This is a genomic window from Streptomyces sp. NPDC032721 (assembly GCF_055579625.1).
Window position 1 is genome coordinate 20,091 of record NZ_JBVIMX010000031.1, and the last position, 20,960, is coordinate 41,050.

Annotated in this window: 22 protein-coding genes; 19 read left to right on the forward strand and 3 right to left on the reverse strand. The window is 69.4% G+C overall.

Annotation, left to right across the window (positions count from 1 at the left end):
- Positions 1–112 precede the first annotated feature (112 nt).
- Positions 113–970: a RecB family exonuclease gene (locus ACZ5PB_RS39885; RefSeq protein WP_468698259.1), complete on the reverse strand. Its 858-nt coding sequence runs from the start codon at positions 968–970 to the stop codon at positions 113–115.
- Positions 971–1,106: 136 nt separating this feature from the next.
- Here ACZ5PB_RS39885 and ACZ5PB_RS39890 point away from each other — a divergent pair, with 136 nt between their 5' ends.
- From ACZ5PB_RS39890 to ACZ5PB_RS39900, 3 genes are all read left to right on the forward strand, one after another.
- Positions 1,107–2,708 carry a site-2 protease family protein gene (locus ACZ5PB_RS39890; RefSeq protein ID WP_468698260.1) on the forward strand — a complete coding sequence of 534 codons (1,602 nt, stop codon included), beginning with the start codon at positions 1,107–1,109 and terminating at the stop codon, positions 2,706–2,708.
- Between the two features lie 69 nt (positions 2,709–2,777).
- Positions 2,778–3,680 (forward strand): tRNA (adenine-N1)-methyltransferase, encoded by a 903-nt coding sequence (locus ACZ5PB_RS39895; protein ID WP_468698261.1) that lies wholly within the window; start codon positions 2,778–2,780, stop codon positions 3,678–3,680.
- A 198-nt stretch (positions 3,681–3,878) separates the two neighbouring features.
- Complete coding sequence (locus tag ACZ5PB_RS39900; protein ID WP_468698263.1) at positions 3,879–4,445, forward strand: hypothetical protein; 567 nt, start codon at positions 3,879–3,881, stop codon at positions 4,443–4,445.
- Positions 4,446–4,484: 39 nt separating this feature from the next.
- Here the strand turns inward: ACZ5PB_RS39900 and ACZ5PB_RS39905 are convergent, their stop codons facing one another.
- Positions 4,485–4,805, reverse strand: a complete 321-nt coding sequence (locus ACZ5PB_RS39905; protein WP_468698265.1) for a ferredoxin — start codon at positions 4,803–4,805, stop codon at positions 4,485–4,487.
- 243 nt (positions 4,806–5,048) lie between these two features.
- Between ACZ5PB_RS39905 and arc the strand changes: the two genes are divergently transcribed.
- From arc to prcA, 6 genes are all read left to right on the forward strand, one after another.
- Positions 5,049–6,815 carry a proteasome ATPase gene (arc, locus tag ACZ5PB_RS39910; RefSeq protein ID WP_468698267.1) on the forward strand — a complete coding sequence of 589 codons (1,767 nt, stop codon included), beginning with the start codon at positions 5,049–5,051 and terminating at the stop codon, positions 6,813–6,815.
- Between the two features lie 263 nt (positions 6,816–7,078).
- On the forward strand, positions 7,079–8,590 hold the full coding sequence (gene dop / locus ACZ5PB_RS39915; protein WP_468698268.1) for a depupylase/deamidase Dop: 1,512 nt from the start codon (positions 7,079–7,081) through the stop codon (positions 8,588–8,590).
- Positions 8,591–8,728: 138 nt separating this feature from the next.
- On the forward strand, positions 8,729–8,947 hold the full coding sequence (locus ACZ5PB_RS39920; RefSeq protein WP_468698270.1) for a ubiquitin-like protein Pup: 219 nt from the start codon (positions 8,729–8,731) through the stop codon (positions 8,945–8,947).
- 87 nt (positions 8,948–9,034) lie between these two features.
- Complete coding sequence (locus ACZ5PB_RS39925; protein WP_468698271.1) at positions 9,035–9,547, forward strand: endonuclease VII domain-containing protein; 513 nt, start codon at positions 9,035–9,037, stop codon at positions 9,545–9,547.
- On the forward strand, positions 9,499–10,344 hold the full coding sequence (gene prcB, locus ACZ5PB_RS39930) for a proteasome subunit beta (RefSeq protein ID WP_468698273.1): 846 nt from the start codon (positions 9,499–9,501) through the stop codon (positions 10,342–10,344). Before ACZ5PB_RS39925 ends, prcB begins: the two co-directional genes overlap by 49 nt.
- Before the next feature lie 80 nt (positions 10,345–10,424).
- A complete protein-coding gene (prcA, locus tag ACZ5PB_RS39935; protein WP_468698275.1) occupies positions 10,425–11,174 on the forward strand; it encodes a proteasome subunit alpha in 750 nt (249 codons plus the stop codon).
- A 63-nt stretch (positions 11,175–11,237) separates the two neighbouring features.
- Here prcA and ACZ5PB_RS39940 read toward each other — a convergent pair whose 3' ends face one another.
- A complete protein-coding gene (locus tag ACZ5PB_RS39940) occupies positions 11,238–12,278 on the reverse strand; it encodes a LacI family DNA-binding transcriptional regulator (protein WP_468698277.1) in 1,041 nt (346 codons plus the stop codon).
- Between the two features lie 167 nt (positions 12,279–12,445).
- Here ACZ5PB_RS39940 and ACZ5PB_RS39945 point away from each other — a divergent pair, with 167 nt between their 5' ends.
- From ACZ5PB_RS39945 to tatC, 10 genes are all read left to right on the forward strand, one after another.
- Complete coding sequence (locus ACZ5PB_RS39945; protein WP_468698278.1) at positions 12,446–13,723, forward strand: MFS transporter; 1,278 nt, start codon at positions 12,446–12,448, stop codon at positions 13,721–13,723.
- Positions 13,724–13,732: 9 nt separating this feature from the next.
- Positions 13,733–15,094, forward strand: a complete 1,362-nt coding sequence (gene pafA / locus ACZ5PB_RS39950) for a Pup--protein ligase (protein WP_468698279.1) — start codon at positions 13,733–13,735, stop codon at positions 15,092–15,094.
- A 154-nt stretch (positions 15,095–15,248) separates the two neighbouring features.
- Complete coding sequence (locus ACZ5PB_RS39955; RefSeq protein ID WP_468698280.1) at positions 15,249–16,271, forward strand: FKBP-type peptidyl-prolyl cis-trans isomerase; 1,023 nt, start codon at positions 15,249–15,251, stop codon at positions 16,269–16,271.
- 52 nt (positions 16,272–16,323) lie between these two features.
- Complete coding sequence (locus ACZ5PB_RS39960) at positions 16,324–16,698, forward strand: FKBP-type peptidyl-prolyl cis-trans isomerase (protein ID WP_468698282.1); 375 nt, start codon at positions 16,324–16,326, stop codon at positions 16,696–16,698.
- Between the two features lie 158 nt (positions 16,699–16,856).
- Positions 16,857–17,816: a helix-turn-helix transcriptional regulator gene (locus ACZ5PB_RS39965; RefSeq protein WP_468698284.1), complete on the forward strand. Its 960-nt coding sequence runs from the start codon at positions 16,857–16,859 to the stop codon at positions 17,814–17,816.
- Positions 17,817–17,832: 16 nt separating this feature from the next.
- Positions 17,833–18,813, forward strand: a complete 981-nt coding sequence (locus ACZ5PB_RS39970) for a helix-turn-helix transcriptional regulator (RefSeq protein ID WP_468698285.1) — start codon at positions 17,833–17,835, stop codon at positions 18,811–18,813.
- Positions 18,814–18,904: 91 nt separating this feature from the next.
- Positions 18,905–19,150: a hypothetical protein gene (locus tag ACZ5PB_RS39975; protein ID WP_468698326.1), complete on the forward strand. Its 246-nt coding sequence runs from the start codon at positions 18,905–18,907 to the stop codon at positions 19,148–19,150.
- An 80-nt stretch (positions 19,151–19,230) separates the two neighbouring features.
- Positions 19,231–19,428, forward strand: a complete 198-nt coding sequence (locus ACZ5PB_RS39980; RefSeq protein ID WP_468698287.1) for a hypothetical protein — start codon at positions 19,231–19,233, stop codon at positions 19,426–19,428.
- A gap of 251 nt (positions 19,429–19,679) precedes the next feature.
- The gene (tatA, locus tag ACZ5PB_RS39985) at positions 19,680–19,958 is read left to right on the forward strand and encodes a Sec-independent protein translocase subunit TatA (RefSeq protein ID WP_468698288.1); all 279 of its coding nucleotides are present in this window, start codon (positions 19,680–19,682) and stop codon (positions 19,956–19,958) included.
- A gap of 106 nt (positions 19,959–20,064) precedes the next feature.
- Positions 20,065–20,958, forward strand: a complete 894-nt coding sequence (gene tatC / locus ACZ5PB_RS39990; RefSeq protein ID WP_468698328.1) for a twin-arginine translocase subunit TatC — start codon at positions 20,065–20,067, stop codon at positions 20,956–20,958.
- Positions 20,959–20,960 lie beyond the last annotated feature (2 nt).

Here is a 20,960-nt window from a genome sequence, read left to right on the forward strand (position 1 = left end):
GGCGGGGCCGCCCCCGGGGGCGGAACGGGCGGGCAAGGGGGCGGCCCCCGGCGGAGCCGAACCCCCACGCCCCCGCCCCACCCCCGCCATGGCCCCACTCCAGAAAACGCCCCTACTCCGACGCCCCCCTCGGCGCCCGAACCTCCAACGGATACACCGGCGGAGTCCCCCCAAACTCCGGACAAACCGCCCGATGATCACACCACCCACACAACTTCGTCGGCCGAGGCCGCCAATCCCCCGTCTCCGTAGCCTCCCGAATCGCGTCCCACAACGAATGCAGCTTCCGCTCCATCCGCTCCAGATCCGCCTCGTTCGGGTCGTACGTCATCACATCGCCACTGCCCAGATACACCAGCTGAAGCCTGCGCGGCACGATCCGCTTCCACCGCCAGATCACCAGCGCGTAGAACTTCATCTGGAACAGCGCACCCTCCGCGTACTCGGGACGCGGCGCCTTCCCCGTCTTGTAGTCGACGATCCGCACCTCGCCCGTCGGCGCCACGTCCACCCGGTCGATCACCCCGCGCAGCCGCAGCCCCGACTCCAGCTCCGTCTCGACGAAGAGCTCCCGGTCCGCCGGCTCCAGCCGGGTCGGATCCTCCAGCGAGAACCACTTCTCGACCAGGTCCTCCGCCTGCCCCAGCCACCGCGCCAGCCGCTCGCCCTCGGCATCGTCCGCGAACAGCTCGGACAGCTCCGGCTTGGCCTCCAGTAGCCGGTCCCACTGCCCCGGCACCATCGCCCGCGCCTTGGGCACCGTCCGCTCCACCGCCGGATCGTCGAACAGCCGCTCCAGCACGGCATGCACCAGCGTCCCCCGGGTAGCCGCCTCGCTCGGCTTCTCCGGCAGCTTGTCGATCACCCGGAACCGGTACAGCAGCGGACACTGCATGAAGTCGCTCGCCCTGGAGGGTGACAGCCCCGTGGGCCGCCTCGCCCCGTCCGCCGTGCCGGTACTCGTATTCATGACTAAGACCCTACGACCCGCCACTGACAACGCCCCCCTACCATCGACGGCAGACCCTCCCGCACTGCATGATCAGGGCATTGCCCCGCACAACGGCATCAGGGCGACACCGGCGTGACGACATCGAAGGGACCCCGTGGACGAGAGCGACGAGCGCACCGCCGACGAGAAGAACGGCGACGGCGACCGCCCCAAGTCCGACACGGACACCACCCGGGGCACCACCCCGCCGAACACCCCCGACCGGGCCACGGCAACGGACAACGCCCAGGCAACCCCTCCGGCCGCCGACACCGCCCGGGACACCGCTGCGGGCGCGGGCACCGGGACCATGCCGGAAAGCCCCGCCCCTGCGGGCAGCGTCCAAGGAACGGCCCCGGATACCGTCCCGGGCAGCGACCCGAGCCCCGCCCCTGCCGCCGACACGGGCGCCGCTCCGGCAGCAGCACCGCACGGCGCCGCCCGGGCCGCCGCGTCGAGCAATGCCCAGGAAGCCACCCCGGCCACCGAACCCGCCAACGCCCAGGCCGGTACGCCCGCCAAGGCCCCCGCCCCCGATCCCTCCCGCGAGCACACCACCTCCAGTTCCGGTGGGGGGCTGCTCATGGGGCGGCCGTTCGGGGTGCCCGTCTACGTGGCGCCCAGCTGGTTCCTCGTGGCCGCGCTCATCACCTGGGTGTTCGGCGGGCAGCTCGACCTCGTGCTGCCCGAGCTCGGTGCCGCCCGGTACCTCGTCTCCCTCTTCTTCGCCGTCGCCTTCTACGCCTCCGTACTCGTCCACGAGCTCGCCCACACCGTCGCCGCCCTCCGCTTCAAGCTGCCCGTCCGGCGCATCCAGCTCCAGTTCTTCGGCGGTGTCTCGGAGATCGAGAAGGAGACCGAAACCCCTGGCCGCGAATTCGTCCTCGCCTTCGTCGGGCCCCTCCTCTCCCTCGTCCTCGGCGGCGCCTTCTACCTCGCCATGGACCTCGTCGAAGCGGGCACCGTGCCCGGTGTCCTGCTCGCCGGGCTGATGATCTCCAACCTCATCGTCGCCGCGTTCAACCTGCTCCCCGGCCTGCCCCTGGACGGCGGCCGGATGCTCCGCGCCGTCATCTGGAAGATCACCGGCAACCCCATGACCGGCACCGTCGCCGCCGCCTGGGTCGGCCGCGCGCTCGCCGTCGCCGTCCTCATCGGACTGCCCCTGCTCACCCACACCGGAGCCCTCGGCAACGCCACCGAGGACATCACCGGCATGGACACCGTCCTGGACGCACTCCTCGCCGCGATCCTCGCCGCCATCATCTGGACCGGCGCCGGAAACAGCCTGCGGATGGCCAGGCTGCGCCAGCACCTCCCCGACCTGCGCGCCCGCACCCTCACCCGCCGCGCCGTCCCCGTCGAATCCGCCACCCCGCTCTCCGAGGCACTCCGCCGCGCCAACGAGGCCGGTGCCCGCGCACTCGTCGTCGTCGACGGCCACGGCAACCCCACCGCCGTCGTCCGCGAAGCCGCCATCGGCAACGTGCCCGAACACCGCCGCCCCTGGGTCGCCGTCAGCGGACTCGCCGCCGACCTCACCGACGACATGCGCATCCCCGCCGAACTCGCCGGCGAAGCACTCCTCGACCGGCTCCGCGCCGCCCCCGCCACCGAGTACCTCGTCATCGAGGAAACCGGCGAGATCTACGGCGTCCTGTCCACCGCCGACGTCGAGCGCGCCTTCGTCAAGGCGATGGCCCGCCCCCAGCCGTGACCCCCCACCGGCCCAGGGGCGGGCCGGGCAGCGGCGTACGGCCCCTCAAACAGCCGGTAGTCTGGTCACATGTCCGAACCGACCGGTGCCGCCCGCCGACGCGGGCCCTTCAAGGTCGGGGACCAGGTCCAGCTGACTGACCCCAAGGGCCGCCACTACACGTTCACGCTCGAAGCCGGGAAGCAGTTCCACACCCACAAGGGTGCCTTCTCGCACGACGAGCTGATCGGCGCGTCCGAGGGCAGTGTTGTCCGTACCACGGGGAACGTCGCCTACCTGGCACTCCGCCCCCTGCTCCCCGACTACGTCCTGTCCATGCCCCGCGGCGCAGCCGTGGTCTACCCCAAGGACGCGGGGCAGATCCTGGCCTTCGCCGACATCTTCGCCGGCGCCCGCGTCGTCGAAGCGGGAGTGGGCTCCGGCGCCCTCAGCGCCTTCCTCCTCCGCGCCATCGGCGACCACGGAATGCTGCATTCCTACGAGCGCCGCCAGGACTTCGCGGACATCGCGCAGGGCAACGTCGAGCGCTACTTCGGCGGCCCCCACCCCGCGTGGACCCTCACCGTCGGCGACCTCCAGGACAACCTGTCCGACACCGAGGTCGACCGCGTCGTGCTCGACATGCTCGCCCCCTGGGAAACCCTCGAAGCCGTCTCCAAGGCGCTCGTCCCCGGCGGCATCATGTGCGCGTACGTCGCCACCACCACGCAGCTCGCCAGGACCGTCGAGTCCATCCGCGAGATCGGCTGCTTCGCCGAACCCCAGCCGTGGGAGTCGATGGTCCGCAACTGGCACGTCGAGGGCCTGGCCGTCCGCCCGGACCACCGCATGATCGGCCACACCGGCTTCCTCGTCACCGCCCGCCGCCTCGCCGACGGCGTCGAGCCCCCCATGCGCCGCCGCCGCCCCTCCAAGGGTGCCTACGGCGAGGACTACGAGGGCCCCAACAAGGAGCGCGGCAGCCAGGGCTGAGCCCCGCCGCACCTCCCAACAGACCGGCGCCGCCGTCCAGTTCCCGGACCGACACGAGAACTGGACGGCGGCGCCTTCACGTTGGGGCCCACCGACACCCACCCCGGCGTTCCGCCCCGCCGCCCCGTATGGCACGATGCTCGCCACCCTCCCGTCGCCGGTGTCCCTCCCGGCACAGCCCCACAGGAGACACCCCGCGTGCAGAACCCCGCGCCCACGGCCCCCGCACACACCCGGCCCCGCGCGGTGCACTGGCTGGCCACCACCGCCGCCACGGCAGCCGTCATAGCCGCCGCGGCCCTGCTCCAGCCCGCTGCCGCCGCCCCCTCACCCGACACCGCCGCACAGGCCGCCCCCGGCCCCGCGAAGGCGCTCCCCGCCCCGGACGCGAAAGCGGCCGCGTACCCGCTGAAATGCCGCAGCGGCAAGACCGTTCTGCTCAAGCAGGCCGTCGGCGACCTCGACGGCGACAAGAACCCGGAGACCGTCGCCGCCGTACGCTGCGACTCCGGAATCGGCACCCCGCCCAGCGCCCTCTACGTCCTCACCGGAGCCAACCGCGTCGTCGCGACCCTCCTGGAGCCCGGCGAGGAGCAGAACGTGACAGAACTCTCCGTCACCGGCGACACCGTTTCCGCGACCCTCCTCGGCTACTCCTCCGACGCGGTCGCCCGCTGCTGCCCGGACAAGACCCAGAAGATCAAATGGCAGTGGCGGAACGGGAAGTTCACCCGCTCCGCCACCAACGAGGCCCGCGGCGTCTGACGCCGCGGGCCCCGCCCTTCGTCCCGATCCCGGCCGGACCTACCCGGCGTCCGGCCCGTAGACCTCGACCCTGTCCGAAACGCGACGTACATGAATGCAGTCGCCCGGACACTCCTTGGCCGAGTCCACCACGTCCTGCAACAGCGGCAGCGGTACCCGCGTCGTGGCCCCCGGGGCCTGGAGCAACTCGTCGTCATCGCTCTTCACGTACGCGAGACCGTCGATGTCGAGCTCGAAGACCTCCGGCGCGTACTGCGCACAGATCCCGTCGCCGGTGCAGAGGTCCTGGTCGATCCACACCTCAAGAGGGTCCCCGACCTGGGCACCGTCTGCGGTGGGAGCCTCTTCCTGCACGGTCATATCTCCTGCCGTTCCCTGCGCGGTATGCACCAATTGAAGCCAGCCCTGACGGGTGTTGAACACTTCGACGATACAACCGCCCGCTTTCCGATGTTGCTGGGTGGGTATCCCCCCTCTGTGAGGGAGTACGCAAGGGTGAAGATCAGACACTCCTCGATCGTGTTTGTGATCTAGGGGTTTCAACCAACACCTACCCAGGTAGGGTCAGGAAGCGTCCAGCTCCCCCTGGAGGAGGTGAGGACCGTGGCAGCCCACGACGACGACATCAACCGCGGCATCCGGCCCGCGCGAGGGTCCGAGGACCCCGCCGGACAGGTTGCCTATCTAGAGCAGGAAATCGCCGTCCTGCGACGCAAGCTCGCCGACTCTCCGCGTCACACGAGGATTCTCGAAGAGCGGATCGTCGAGCTGCAGACCAACCTGGCAGGCGTGTCCGCACAGAACGAGCGGCTCGCCAACACACTCCGCGAGGCCCGCGACCAGATCGTGGCCCTCAAGGAAGAAGTGGACCGGCTCGCACAGCCGCCGGCCGGCTTCGGTGTGTTCCTTGAGGCCAACGAGGACGGCACGGCCGACATCTTCACCGGAGGACGCAAACTCCGGGTGAACGTCAGCCCCAGCGTCGAGCTCGAAGAGCTCAGGCGCGGCCAGGAAGTCATGCTCAACGAAGCGCTCAACGTGGTCGAGGCCATGGAGTACGAGCGCGCCGGGGACATCGTCACCCTCAAGGAAATCCTGGAGGACGGCGAACGGGCCCTGGTGGTCGGGCACACCGACGAGGAACGGGTGGTCAGGCTCGCCGAGCCGCTGCTGGACATCACCATCCGCCCCGGCGACGCCCTGCTGCTGGAACCCCGATCCGGATACGTCTACGAAGTCATTCCCAAGAGCGAGGTCGAGGAGCTCGTCCTCGAAGAGGTCCCGGACGTCGACTACGAGAAGATCGGCGGCCTGGGCAACCAGATCGAGCTGATCCGCGACGCGGTCGAACTGCCCTACCTCTACCCCGACCTCTTCAAGGAGCACGAACTGCGGCCACCGAAGGGCATCCTGCTCTACGGACCGCCCGGCTGCGGCAAGACGCTCATCGCCAAGGCCGTCGCCAACTCCCTTGCCAAGAAGGTCGCCGAGGTCACCGGCCAGCCCGCAGGGAAGTCCTACTTCCTCAACATCAAGGGCCCCGAGCTCCTCAACAAGTACGTCGGCGAGACCGAGCGCCACATCCGCCTGGTCTTCCAGCGTGCCCGGGAGAAGGCGAGCGAGGGCACCCCCGTCATCGTCTTCTTCGACGAAATGGAATCGCTCTTCCGCACCCGCGGATCCGGCGTCAGCTCGGACGTGGAGAACACCATCGTCCCCCAGCTGCTCGCCGAGATCGACGGCGTGGAAGGCCTGGAGAACGTCATCGTCATCGGCGCCTCCAACCGCGAGGACATGATCGACCCCGCGATCCTGCGCCCCGGACGACTCGATGTGAAGATCAAGATCGAGCGCCCGGACGCGGAGGCGGCGAAGGACATCTTCGCGAAGTACCTGACGTCCCGGCTGCCGCTGCACTCGGACGACCTGTCCGAGCACTCCGGCTCCAAGGACGTCGCCGCCCACGCCATGATCCAGTCGGTCGTGGAGCAGATGTACGCGGAATCCGAGGAGAACCGCTTCCTGGAGGTCACGTACGCCAACGGCGACAAGGAAGTCCTCTACTTCAAGGACTTCAACTCCGGCGCGATGATCCAGAACATCGTCGACCGGGCCAAGAAGATGGCCATCAAGCAGTTCCTGGACCACAACCAGAAGGGCATCCGCGTCTCCCACCTCCTCCAGGCCTGCGTGGACGAGTTCAAGGAGAACGAGGACCTGCCCAACACCACCAACCCGGACGACTGGGCCCGCATCTCCGGCAAGAAGGGCGAACGGATCGTCTTCATCCGCACGCTCGTCACCGGAAAGCAGGGCGCGGACACCGGCCGCTCCATCGACACGGTGGCGAACACGGGCCAGTACCTGTAAAGCGCAACCCGGCTGCGGATACCCCGCGGGGTATCCGCAGCCGGTTCTTTTCCCCGCACCACCCGGCCAATCCGGCGGGACTTCAGCACACAACAGAGCAATGACGGATTTGATCTCCCCACCAGCGCAAAGGCGTTCTAGGCTCTTCCGTACCGCCACCGCCGGGTCGCACAGTGCGGGGACGGCACCGCACACGCACCCCAGAACCAGCGGTACTTGAGCGCCGCCCCAGGACGGGGGCGCCGCCGGGCAAGGAGGGCCGCATGACCGTACGGCGAGTAATGGGCATCGAGACGGAATACGGAATCTCCGTCCCCGGCCACCCCAACGCCAATGCCATGCTCACCTCGTCCCAGATCGTCAACGCCTACGCGGCGGCGATGCACCGGGCGCGCCGCGCCCGCTGGGACTTCGAGGAAGAGAACCCGCTGCGGGACGCGCGAGGCTTCGACCTCGCCCGCGAAGCCGCCGACTCCAGCCAGCTCACCGACGAGGACATCGGCCTGGCCAACGTCATCCTCACGAACGGCGCACGGCTCTACGTCGACCACGCACACCCCGAGTACAGCTCGCCCGAGATCACCAACCCGATGGACGCCGTCCTCTGGGACAAGGCCGGCGAGCGCATCATGGCCGAGGCCGCCGAGCGGGCCGCCCAGCTCCCCGGCGCACAGCCGATCCTGCTCTACAAGAACAACACCGACAACAAGGGCGCCTCCTACGGCACGCACGAGAACTACCTGATGAAGCGGGAGACCCCCTTCTCGGACATCGTGCGCCACCTCACCCCGTTCTTCGTCTCCCGGCAGGTCATCACCGGCGCGGGCCGCGTCGGCATCGGCCAGGACGGGCACGAACACGGCTTCCAGATCAGCCAGCGCGCCGACTACTTCGAGGTCGAGGTCGGCCTCGAAACCACCCTCAAGCGCCCCATCATCAACACCCGGGACGAACCGCACTCCGACGCGGAGAAGTACCGCCGACTGCACGTGATCATCGGCGACGCCAACCTCTCGGAGATCTCGACCTATCTGAAGCTGGGCACCACCGCCCTCGTCCTCTCCATGATCGAGGACGGCTTCATCAACGTCGACCTGGCCGTGGACCAGCCGGTGCGCACCCTGCACCAGGTCTCCCACGACCCGGACCTCCAGCACCTGGTCACGCTGCGCAGCGGGCGCTCACTGACCGCCGTACAGCTTCAGATGGAGTACTTCGAGCTCGCCAGGAAGTACGTCGAGGAGCGGTACGGGGCGGACGCCGACGACCAGACCAAGGACGTGCTCAGCCGCTGGGAGGACGTGCTCAACCGGCTGGAGAACGACCCGATGAGCCTGTCCGGGGAACTGGACTGGATCGCCAAGCGGGAGCTCCTGGAGGGCTACCGGCGGCGCGACGGGCTCGACTGGGACGCGGCCAGGCTCCACCTGGTCGACCTCCAGTACGCGGACGTACGGCCCGACAAGGGCCTCTACAACCGGCTGGCGGCCCGCGGCAAGATGAAGCGGCTGCTGGACGAGAGCGCGGTGGAGCGGGCCGAGAACAAGCCCCCCGAGGACACCAGGGCGTACTTCCGCGGCCGCTGCCTGGAGCAGTACGCGGACGACGTCGCGGCGGCCTCCTGGGACTCCGTGATCTTCGACCTCCCGGGCCGGGACTCGCTCCAGCGGGTGCCGACGCTGGAACCGCTGCGGGGCACCAGGAACCACGTCAAGGAGCTGCTCGACCGCTGCCGGACGGCGGACGAGCTGGTCCGGGTGCTCTCGGGCGGCTGATCGCGGCTGAAGTGCGGCCCCGGTGGGAATCATCCAGGTGGTTCCTGCGGCTTCGTTAAGTACGGGGCAAATGTCAGACCCCGCTTGTAGGGTCTGATCAAGGACCAAGGACATCGAACCGAGCGGGGTGAGGTAGAGATGGCGACCAAGGACACCGGCGGCGGACAGCAGAAGGCCACGCGTTCCACCGAGGAGACCGAGGAGCAGACGCAGGACGCGCAGGCTTCGGAGGACCTCAAGGAGCGGCAGGAAAAACTGTCGGACGACGTGGACTCTGTTCTCGACGAAATCGATGATGTGCTCGAAGAGAACGCAGAGGAGTTCGTGAGGTCATTTGTGCAAAAAGGTGGGGAATAGGGGTAAATGTCCGATTCCCTGATGGGGAAGGAGTGCTCGCGGTGCAGGCGTGTACTTCCGCGAGACTCCTTCGCCGGTAACAAGTCCATGCGCGATGGTCTCCAGGCGCATTGCCGGGAGTGCCAAGCTGCGTACTACCGGCAGCGGCAAGAGGCCAAGGGGAAATCGGTCCGCGTCAAGGTGCCGGTTCCAAGGGGGCACAAGCGTTGCCCGCAGTGCGGTGAGATCAAGCCCCACTCCCAGTGGGAGGCCAATCGGTCTTCGTCGGACGGCTGGGCGAGTTATTGCCGGGTGTGCAGGGCGGAGCGCAATCGGATCGGCTACTTCCAGCGCAAGTACGGCATCACGCCGGACGAGCTGGACGAGATGATCGCCTCCCAGCAAGGGGTCTGCTGTATCTGCCTAGTTGCTCCTGCGGAGCATGTGGATCACTGCCATGAGACGGGTAGGGTCCGAGGCGTACTGTGCTTCAGCTGCAATGCGGCGCTGGGGCAGTTGAAGGATCGGCCGGATGCCATAAGGCGTGCCGCCGCATACGTGGAGGGAACCGCGTGGAAGCCAACACTCGTAGCACCGGGCGTCTACCAGCTGCCTTCCTGACGCCGGGCTCCTCGTCGTTCATGGACTTTCTCGGCGAGCACTCGCCCGAGATGCTGCCGGGCAACCGGGTACTGCCGCCCGTGCAGGGCGTCGTCGAGGCACCGCACGGGACGACCATCGTGGCCGCCTCGTTCCCCGGCGGGGTCGTGCTCGCCGGTGACCGGCGGGCGACCATGGGGAACATGATCGCGCAGCGCGACATCGAGAAGGTGTTCCCGGCCGACGAGTACTCGGCCGTGGGCATCGCCGGCACGGCCGGTCTGGCCGTGGAGATGGTGAAGCTCTTCCAGCTGGAGCTGGAGCACTTCGAGAAGGTGGAAGGCGCCCAGCTGTCGCTGGAGGGCAAGGCGAACCGGCTGTCGACCATGATCCGGTCGAATCTCGGCATGGCCATGCAGGGCCTGGCGGTCGTGCCGCTGTTCGCGGGGTACGACCTCGATCGCGAGAAGGGCCGGATCTTCTCGTACGACGTCACGGGGGGCCGCTCCGAGGAGCTCGGGTTCGCGGCGACCGGGTCGGGTTCCGTGTTCGCGCGCGGCTCGATGAAGAAGCTGTACCGGAAGGACCTGTCGGAGCAGGAGACGACGACGCTGGTCATCCAGGCGCTGTACGACGCCGCGGACGACGACTCGGCGACCGGTGGTCCCGACATGGCGCGGCGGATCTATCCGATCGTCACCGTCATCACGGAGGACGGTTTCAGGCGGCTGACGGAGGAGGAGTCCGCCGAGCTGGCCCGGACGATTCTGGCGAAGCGGCTGGAGCAGCCCGACGGGCCGCGTGCCGCTCTGCTCTGACGACTTCGGTCTCTGTGATCTCTGCGGTCTCCGCGGTTTCTTCGATGTGTTTGCCTCTGACAGAAAGGGACGGATAGCCGGTGTCGACGCCGTTCTATGTCTCACCCCAGCAGGCCATGGCCGACCGCGCGGAATACGCGCGGAAGGGCATCGCCCGTGGACGCAGCCTTGTGGTGCTGCAGTTCGCCGACGGCATTGTCTTTGTCGGCGAGAACCCGTCCCGTGCGCTGCACAAGTTCAGCGAGATCTACGACCGGATCGGTTTCGCCGCCGCCGGTAAGTACAACGAGTACGAGAATCTGCGCATCGGTGGCGTCAGGTACGCCGATATGCGCGGATACACCTACGACCGTGACGATGTGACGGCGCGTGGGCTGGCGAATGTGTACGCCCAGACGCTGGGTTCGATCTTCTCCAGCAATGCGGAGAAGCCGTACGAGGTCGAGCTGGTGGTTGCCGAGGTCGGTGCCGAGCGGGAGGGTGACCAGATCTACCGGCTGCCGCACGACGGGTCGATCGTGGATGAGCACGGTTCGGTCGCGGTCGGTGGCAACGCTGAGCAGATCAGCAGTTACCTGGATCAGCGGCACCGTGACGACATGAGTCTGGCGGAGGCGCTGAAGCTGGCCGTGCAGGCGCTGTCGCGGGACACCAACGGTACGGAGCGGGAGATTCCGGCGGAGCGGCTGGAAGTGGCCGTGCTGGACCGTACGCGGCCGCAGCAGCGGAAGTTCAAGCGGATCGTGGGGCGGCAGCTCGCGCGTCTGCTGGAGGCCGACGGTGATGCGTCGGCGCCGACCGAGGTGCCTTCGGACACCGAGGAGGAGTAGGGCCGGGAAGTGGTGGCTCGTGTGGCCCCGGACCGTGTGATGCGGTCCGGGGCCACACGTGTGTCAGGGGGCGCGGGTGGGTGCCGGGGCGGTGGAGCCTCGGACCATCAGTTCGACGGGGAGGTCGCCGGTTTCCGGGGTGCGTCCTTCGAGTACGGCGAGGAGGGCGGCCATGCCGCGTCGGCCGACCTGTTCGGCGGGGAGGCGGACGGTGGTCAGTTCGGGTTCGACGGCGCTGGCGAGGGCGAGGTCGTCGAAGCCGGTGACGGAGATGTCCTCGGGGACGCGCAGGCCCAGGCGGCGCAGGGCTTTGCAGGCGCCGGCCGCGAGGATGTCGTCGTCGCAGATCAGGGCGGTGGGGCGGGCGGCCGGCTCGGTGAGGGTGGCTTCGGTGGCGGCGCGGGCGCTGTGAACGTCCAGTGGGGAGCGGATGGTGCGCAGGGTGGCGTCCGGGGTGTCGTGCAGGGCGGTGGCGAGTGCGCGGGCGCGTACGTCGAAGGTCCAGGAGTCGACGGCGGATGCCAGGTGGACGAAGCGGCGGTGGCCGAGTTCCAGGAGGTGGGCGGTGACCTGGTGCATGCCGTCGGCGATGGCGAGGTTGACGTGTGCGGCGGCGTCGCCCGCGGGGTCGGCCGGGTCGCTGTCGAGCATGACGAGGGGGAGTCCGGCGCCGCGCAGTGTGCCGAGGGCGCCGGTGGCCATCGAGGAGGCGATGACGCCGTCGAGGGCGGTGCGGGCGGAGGCGAAGGGGTCGCGGGCGGGGCCGATGCCGTCGGGGGAGGGGTAGAGGACGACGCCGAAGCCGTGTTCGGCGGCGGTCTCGGCGGCTCCGGTGTAGACGCGGGCGAAGAACTCGTTGGTGAGGGCGGGGACGACGAGGAGGGCGGTGCGGGTGCGGCCCAGGCGCAGGGTGCGGGCGGCGAGGTTGGGGCGGTAGCCGAGGTCGCGGGCGGTGTCGCGGACGAGGGCGGCGGTGGGCTCGGAGACGCGGCCCCGCCACTTGTCGCCGAGGACGAGGGAGACGGTGGCCTGGGAGACCCCGGCGGCGCGGGCGACGTCGCGGCTGGTGGGTGTGGGGCGGGTGGGGTGGGCGGGGGTGGTCACCGGGGGCTCCGTGGGTGGGGGCGGGGGGTGGAGAAGTGGCCCCGCCGCACGAGGGGCGTGGTGGGCGATGGACCTTTCAGCTGTGGTCATGGTACGTATGACGGTGTTAGTTATACGTAACACCTTGGTGGTCGCGGGAGTGGTGCCAAGGGAGAAGGGCGGGACAGATGGCGGCGGGATATGCCGAACTGCTCAGGACGCGGCATGCCGCGCGCCTGCTGGCCGGGACCCTGGTGGGGCGGCTGCCCAATGCGACGGCGCCCATCGCGATCATGCTCTTCACCCGGGCCGAGGGCGGCAGCTACACCCTCGGCGGCGCGCTGGCTGCGGTGTACGGGGTGGCCAACGCCGTCGGGCAGCCGCTCCTGGGGCGGGCCGTGGACCTGCGCGGTCAGCCGAAGGTCCAGCTCCCGGCCGCGCTGCTGTCGGCGCTCGGCATGCTCGTGCTCTGTCTGAGCGGGATCGACCAGCTGGTCCTCACGTACGCGGCGGTGGCCGTGGCCGGTCTGTTCACGCCGCCGCTGGAGGGCGGGCTGCGGGCGCTGTGGCCGAGCGTGCTGGGCGACGAGGGCAAGGTGCACCGGGCGTACGCGATGGACGCGGTGGCGCAGGAGATCATGTTCACCGTCGGCCCGCTGCTGGTGACGCTGCTCGTGTCGCTCTGGTCGCCGGCCGCCGCCCTGCTGGTGATCAACGCGATAGGTGTGCTGGGGGCGTTGTCGGTCGTCGTGTCGAAGCCGTCGCGGGCCTGGCGGTCGGCGGCGCGCGAGGCGCACTGGCTGGGGGCGCTGCGCTCGAAGGGGCTGCTGGCGCTGCTGGGGTCGTTCTTCTTCGTCGGGACGGCGCTGGGTTCGATCACGGTGGCCGGGGTGGCGTACGGCGACGACCACCACAAGACCTGGGTGTACGGGGTGCTGATGGCGGCGCTCGGGCTCGGGGCGCTGGTGGGCGGTCTGGCGTACGGGGCGCGGCAGTGGGCGGGTGCGCCGGAGCCGAGGCTGCTGGTGATCGTGGCGCTGCTGGCGGCGGGCTATCTGCCGTTGATGCTGACGCCGGGGATCGTCGCGATGACGGTGCTGTCGGCGGTGGCGGGGGTGTTCCTGGCGCCGGCGCTGGCGTGCGCGTTCATCGTGGTGGACCGGCACGCGCCGCGCGGGACGGTCACCGAGGCGTTCTCGTGGCTGGTGACGACGTTCGGTGTCGGGTCGGCCGTCGGTACGGGTGCGGCGGGGCCCGCGGTCGAACTCGGGGGCACCTCGGCGAGTTTCGCGGTGGCGGCCGTGGGCGGCGTACTGGCGCTGCTCGTACTGCTGTCGACGCGCCGGGTGCTGACGGTTCCTCCGGTTGCGGAGCGCGGCGCGGCCGCCGTAAACCCTGGCGGGGCTTTTGAAAATGATCGAATCGGTGAGGTCGAACCCGGTTTCAGCTCAGGCCATCAGGCGTAATGTTCAGACATGGACCGCCGCATTTTCGGGCTGGAGAACGAGTACGGCGTCACGTGCACGTTCAGGGGACAGCGCCGACTGTCTCCTGATGAAGTGGCGCGCTACCTCTTCCGCCGTGTTGTGTCATGGGGCCGCAGCAGCAACGTCTTCCTGCGGAACGGCGCCCGCCTGTACCTCGACGTGGGATCGCATCCGGAATACGCAACTCCCGAATGCGACAACCTGACCGAACTGGTCACCCACGACAAGGCCGGCGAGCGCATTCTCGAAGGCCTGCTCGTCGACGCCGAACGCCGCCTGCACGAGGAGGGAATCGCGGGCGACGTCTATCTGTTCAAGAACAACACCGATTCCGCCGGGAACTCCTACGGCTGCCACGAGAATTACCTGGTGGCGAGGCACGGAGAGTTCTCCCGGCTCGCGGACATCCTCATTCCGTTCCTGGTCACGCGTCAGCTGATCTGTGGTGCGGGCAAGGTGCTGCAGACGCCGCGCGGTGCGGTGTACTGCGTGAGCCAGCGTGCCGAGCACATCTGGGAGGGCGTCAGTTCCGCGACGACCCGGTCCCGGCCGATCATCAACACCCGCGACGAGCCGCACGCGGACGCGGAGCGCTACCGCAGGCTGCACGTCATCGTCGGCGACTCGAACATGTCCGAGACGACCATGCTGCTCAAGGTCGGTGCCACCGACCTGGTGCTGCGCATGATCGAGGCGGGCACGGTGATGCGCGACCTGACGCTGGAGAACCCGATCCGGGCCATCCGCGAGGTCAGCCACGACATCACCGGCCAGCGCAAGGTGCGTCTCGCCAGCGGGCGGGAGGCCTCCGCGCTGGAGGTGCAGCGCGAGTACTACGAGAAGGCCGTGGACTTCGTCGACCGCAGGGGCATCCGCACCGGGAACGTGGCGCAGGTGCTGGAGCTGTGGGGCCGCACGCTCGACGCGATCGAGGCGGAGGACCTGGACCGGATCGGCACCGAGATCGACTGGGTCATGAAGTACAAGCTGATCGAGCGGTACCGGGAAAAGCACAACATGACGATGTCGCACCCGAGGGTCGCGCAGATAGACCTCGCGTACCACGACATCCACCGGCGCAGGGGCCTGTACTACCTGCTGGAGCGCAAGGGTCAGGCGGCCCGGATCTGCAACGACCTGAAGATCTTCGAGGGCAAGTCGGTGCCTCCGCAGACGACCAGGGCGCGGCTGCGCGGCGACTTCATCCGGCGGGCGCAGGAGCAGCGGCGGGACTTCACCGTCGACTGGGTGCACCTGAAGCTGAACGACCAGGCGCAGCGCACGGTGCTGTGCAAGGACCCGTTCCGGTCGGTCGACGACCGGGTGGAGAAGCTGATCGCCGGGATGTAGCCGGCGCCGGTGACGGCGGGCGGGGGCGGGAGCCGTCCCCCGGGCCCCGTGGACATCTGTCCGCGGGGCCCTTCGCATGCCCTCCGACATCCGCGGGGGAGCGGGCCGTAGAGTGGCGGCCACTGACCACTCCCAGCAACCCCTGAGGACACTTGTGCGACGTCGACTTGCAGCCTTGTTGATCGTTCCGGCCCTGGCGCTGACCGCCTGCGGGGGCGGTGAGTCCAAGGAGCCGAAGGACGAGAAGAGTTCCTCCTCGTCCCCCGACAAGGCGGCCAAGCAGCCCGAGGCGCCCAAGCCGGTCCAGTCCGCCGCGCCGATGCCCGAGGTCAAGGGCGAGGTGATGAAGCAGCCGCAGCTCACCATCCCCAAGGGCGAGCCGAGCGGCAAGTTCGTCGTGAACACGGTGAAGGCGGGCGACGGCCCCGAGGTCAAGAAGGGCGACCTCGTGATGGCCGGTTACGAGGCCAGGATCTGGAAGGGCAGCCAGTCGCTCGGCGGCTCGTACGGCGAGAAGGGCAAGGCCGCGCCGCCGCAGATGATCGCGGCGGGCTCCCCGGCGGTCATTCCGGCGTTCTCGCAGGGCGTGCTGGGGCAGAAGGTCGGCAGCCGTGTGCTGATCGTGGCGCCGCCGGCCGCGGCCTGGGGTGCGCAGGGCAAGCCGGAGATGAAGGTCGGTCCCAAGGACAACCTGGTCTTCGTCCTGGACATCCAGAAGATCGTCCCCAAGAAGGCGGAGGGGAAGCAGAAGGACACCGCCGCCGACATGCCGAAGATCCAGGCGGACAAGGAAGAGGCCGCCACGATCACGATCCCGAAGAACGACCCGCCGAAGAAGCTGGTCTCGGACACGCTGATCGAGGGTGACGGCCCCGAGGTGAAGAAGGGCCAGGCCGTGTACATGCAGTACAGCGGTGCGGCCTGGAAGCTGAACGAGGGCAAGCCGAAGGCGGAGCTCTTCGACACCAGCTGGAAGACCGGTTCCCCGTTCGTCACGGCGATCGGCGCGGGTCAGGTCATCCCGGGCTGGGACCAGGGTCTGGTCGGCAAGAAGGTCGGCAGCCGCGTGCTGCTGGTGATCCCGCCGGAGATGGGATACGGCAAGGAGGCCAAGGGGGAGACCATGCCGGCCAACTCCACGCTGGTCTTCGTCGTGGACATCCTCGCGGCAATGTAAGACTGTCCCGGTTGTCCCGAACGGGTACAAGGCATGAAGTAGGAGCACAGCAGTGAGCATCGAGAAGCCCGAGATCGACTTCCCCGAGGGCGACGTCCCGACCGACCTTGAGATCAAGGACATCTGGGAGGGCGACGGCGCCGTCGCGAAGGCCGGCGACTACGTGAAGGTCCACTACGTGGGTGTGGCCTTCTCGACCGGCGAGGAGTTCGACGCCTCCTGGAACCGCGGCAACCCGCTGGAGTTCCAGCTCGGTGCCGGTCAGGTCATCCAGGGCTGGGACCAGGGCGTGCAGGGCATGAAGGTCGGCGGCCGCCGCCGGCTGACCATCCCGGCGCACCTGGCGTACGGCGAGCGTGGCGCGGGCGGCGGTGTCATCGCTCCGGGCGAGACGCTGATCTTCGTCTGCGACCTGGTGTCCGTCTGATCGCGGAACACGGCTGCGCGGATCACCGCGCGTAGCGACGAGGGCCCCTGCCGGACCGGCAGGGGCCCTCGGCTTTTGCCGCGACACCCCGGGGCGGTACGGTCGACGGTCGTAGCGCCCGGTGTTTCGCGGCGCGCACTTCGGGAGAGAGGGCGTCGATGGCGATTGCCAAGGCCGAGCGTTTGATGAACCTGGCGCTGTGCCTGTTGGGGACCCGGCGCCCGCTCAGCAAGCGTGAGCTCAAGGAGTCGATCGAGGCCTACCTGGAGGCGGGCAACGAGGAGTCCTTCAACCGGATGTTCGAGCGCGACAAGGACGATCTGCGCGAACTCGGCCTGGTCATCGAGACGGTGGAGAACCTGGACGGCGACGCCGGTTATCTGGCCCGCCGCGACAGCAACCGGCTGCCCGCGATCACCCTGGACGCCGAGGAGGCCGCCGCGCTCGGTCTTGCCGCGAAGGTGTGGCAGCAGGCCCGGCTCGCGGGTGCGGCCAGCGGCGCGCTGCAGAAGCTGCGCGCCGCCGGGATGCCGGAGGCGGAGGACCCGTACGACGGACAGCAGCACAGTGCGCTGGAGCCGCGGATCCCGGTGCACGAGGCGGCCTTCGAGCCTTTGATGCTGGCGTGCCGGGACCGCCGTCCGGTGGTCTTCGACTACCGCAAGGCCACCGCGGCCCGCCCGGAGACGCGGCAGGTCGAGCCGTGGACGCTGGAGTGCTGGCGCGGCCACTGGTACCTGGCGGGCTGGGACCGGGAGCGGGAGGCGGAGCGGGTGTTCCGGCTGTCGCGGATCACCGGGAAGGTGCGCTCGCGGGCGGGCGCGTTCCGGGCCGAGGTGCCGGACGTGGTGACCGTACGGGAGACCGTGGAGAGCTGGGCGGGGGAGACCGCGACCCGCAGCGCGCTGATCAAGCTGCGCGCGGGGGCCGGGTATCCGCTGCGTTCGCGGGCGAGTGCGGTGCGTGAACTGGGTGACGGCTGGGACGAGCTGGCGATTCCGTACGGGCACGGGCTGGACGCCTGGCTGGTGGAGTTCGGCCCCGACGTGGTGGTGCTGGAGCCCGCGGACCTGCGGGCGGACGTCGTGGACCGGCTGCGCGCCGTGGCCAAGGGCTGAGGGGCGTAGGACTGTTATGGCGACGAACGCGATCGACCAGACCCGGCGGATGCTGTCGCTGGTGACGTATCTGCGGGAGCGGCCCGGGGCGCACGTCGACGACGTGGCGCGGGCCTTCGGGATCAGCCAGGACGAGCTGATCTCCGACCTGGACGTACTGCCGATGTGCGGGACCAGCTTCCGGGGCGGTGACCTGCTCGACATCGACACCGACGGCGAGCGGATCTGGTGGCACAACCCGGACGACGTGGCCGCCCCGCTCAGGCTCGCAGCCGACGAGGCGACGGCGCTGCTGGTGGCCGCGCGGGCGGTGTCCACGCTGCCCGGGCTGCGCGAGGGCGACCGGCAGGCGCTGCTGCGGGCCACCGCGAAGCTGGAGGCGGCGGCCGGTGAGGCGGCCGGGGCCAGCTCGCGGCTCTCGGTGACCTTCGAGTCGGAGGGCGGCGTCTTCGCCGACGTCGACCGGGCGATCTCGGAGCGGCGGCGTTTGTGGCTGCGCTACTACTCGCCCGCCCGGGACGAGCTGACCGAGCGCGAGGTGGATCCGATCCGGCTGTTCGCGGTGGGTCACACCTACATGGAGGCGTGGTGCCGCCTGTCGGAGGCGCGGCGCACCTTCCGGCTCGACCGGGTCGCCGAGATCAAGCTGCTCGACGAGCCCTCCGTACCGCCGCAGATCGAGCTGCGGGACCTCTCGGAGGGGCTCGTGCAGCCGGCCGCGGAGGACCCCGAGGTGGTCGTCGAGGTGGGGCCCGGCGGGCGGTGGGTCGCCGAGTACTACCCGCACGACAGTGCCGAGGAACTGCCGGACGGGGGGCTGCGGGTGACGCTGCGCACCCCGGACCCGGCGTCGTTGCGGCGGCTGGGGCTGCGGCTGGGCCGGGACGGGCGGATCGTGTCGCCGCCCGCGCTCGCCGACAGTGCGCGGACGGCTGCCCGCGAGGCGCTCGCCGCGTACGAGACGGCGGACGACCGGGGTCCGGGCGGGCTCGCCTAGGAGCCGGGTACGGCCGCGGTCCGGGAGTGGCCGTGGCCGTGGTGGAGAAGCAACAGAGCGACGTACGAGGAGAGCTGGAGACATGTCCGTGATGTCTGGTGTGGCCGCTCCGGTGGGAGCGGTCCTCTTCAAGGCAGGCTGCCCCGACTGCCGGTCCCGCTTCGAGCTGGACGCGCAGGAACTGCGCCTCGCGATCGGCGGCAGCCGCCGTACGACCTTCTACTCCTTCACGTGCCCGGAGTGCGGGTCGTCGGTGCGCAAGCCCGCGGGCGAGCGCATTGTGGAACTGCTCACGGGCGGCGGCGTACGGACGCTGCGGCTGCATTCCGCGCTCTGAGCCGTATCCCCCGCACCGGGCCGCTGTCCGCTCCGAGCTGCGTGTTCCTCGTCGGTCCCCCTAGCGTCTAGGCTCTGCCCATGTTCTGGCCCATGCTCGCCATCGCCCTCGGATTCCTCGGACTCGCCGTGCTCGGCGTCCTGGCGGTCAGGGTCTTCGCCGAAGTGCGGCGGCTCGGCCGTCAGGTGGCGAAGAGCTCGCAGCAGATCAACCGCGCGGCGCAGGAACTGGAACGCTCCGCGGAGAGCCTGGCGCGGACCGGAGAGGCGCTCCGCTAGCGGGGGAGCGGCCCGGCCGTGCGATGGGCCGGGCGAGATGCGTACGGGGTCTCCATCGCCGGTCATACGGGCGGTACGCTCGGTGAACGCGGCCCCGGAGCGAGGCGACGGGTCGCTACCCGGGCGACGCACGGGCATTGCCCCGCGTTTACCCCCTCGGGTTACGATCGCTGGCAGCGCGGCGACCGGACACCTGTCCGGCCGGTCGAGTGCCAGACCCCCCTGTCGCCTCGGTGAAGAAGGTAAACAGCATGAACCTCGGTGCCCCCGAAATCATCCTCATCATTGTGGTCATCATCCTGCTCTTCGGCGCCAAGAAGCTGCCGGACATGGCCCGTTCGCTGGGCAAGTCCGCCCGCATCCTCAAGAGCGAGGCCAAGGCGATGAAGAAGGACGACGCCCCGGAGCAGGCTCCCGCCGAGCAGCAGAACCAGAGCCCCGCCGCCGAGGCACCCCGCACCATCAAGGCCGCTCCCGGTGACGTGACCAGCTCGCGCCCGGTGTCCGAGCCGACCGACACCCAGCGCTGACCCAGGTCCGCCGCAGGCACCGCAACCGGTGACTCCCTGCCGCACGAGATGAGGACGTGGGTTGCTCAAGTCTGCCCGCAAGACTGAGAAGGACCCCGAGGGCCGGATGCCCCTCGTGGAACACCTGCGCGAGCTCCGCAACCGGCTCGCCAAGGGTGTGCTCGCGATCGTGGTGGCCACCGTCGTGGCTCTCTACTTCAGCCAGACGCTGCTGCGCTTCATCACGGACCCGGTGCCCAAGTGCGGCCCGGACATCACGAGCGACGGCGGCAACTGCGCCATCGTCTCCTTCAACTCGCTGATGGCACCGATCAGCGTGACGATCCAGGTGAGCCTCACCGTCGGACTCGTGGCGTCCAGCCCGATCTGGCTGTACCAGCTGTGGGCGTTCATCGCGCCGGGCCTGCACCGCAACGAGAAGAAGTACACGTACGCCTTCGTCGGCGCTGCCGTGCCGCTGTTCGCGGGCGGCGCCTACCTCGCGTACCTGATCCTGCCGGTCAGTGTGAAGGTGCTCATCAGCTTCACCCCCTCCGGTTCGGCGAACATCCTCGCGCTCAACGACGTCCTCGACTTCACCCTGCGCATGGTGCTCGTGTTCGGTGTCTCCTTCGAGCTGCCACTGGTCCTGATCATGCTCAACATGACCGGAGTCCTCTCCGGGAAGCGCATGGTCAAGTGGTGGCGGGGCGTCATCATGGGCGTCTTCGTCTTCGGCGCCGTGATCACGCCGACCACCGACCCCGTCGGCATGCTGGCCCTGGCCGGCCCGATCGCCGTCCTCTACTTCGTCGCGGTCGGCTTCTCGCTGATCAACGACAAGCGCCGTGCGCGCAAGGACCCGGACGCGGGCCTGGACCCGGACGAGGCGTCCGACCTCGACCTGACGCCGGAGCCGCTGGACCACGAGGTCGAACCCGTGACGGCGGGACGGACGCCGCTGCCCTCGCAGGCGGACGGCGGGCGCAAGCAGCTGAACGGGTACGACGACATCACCTGAGG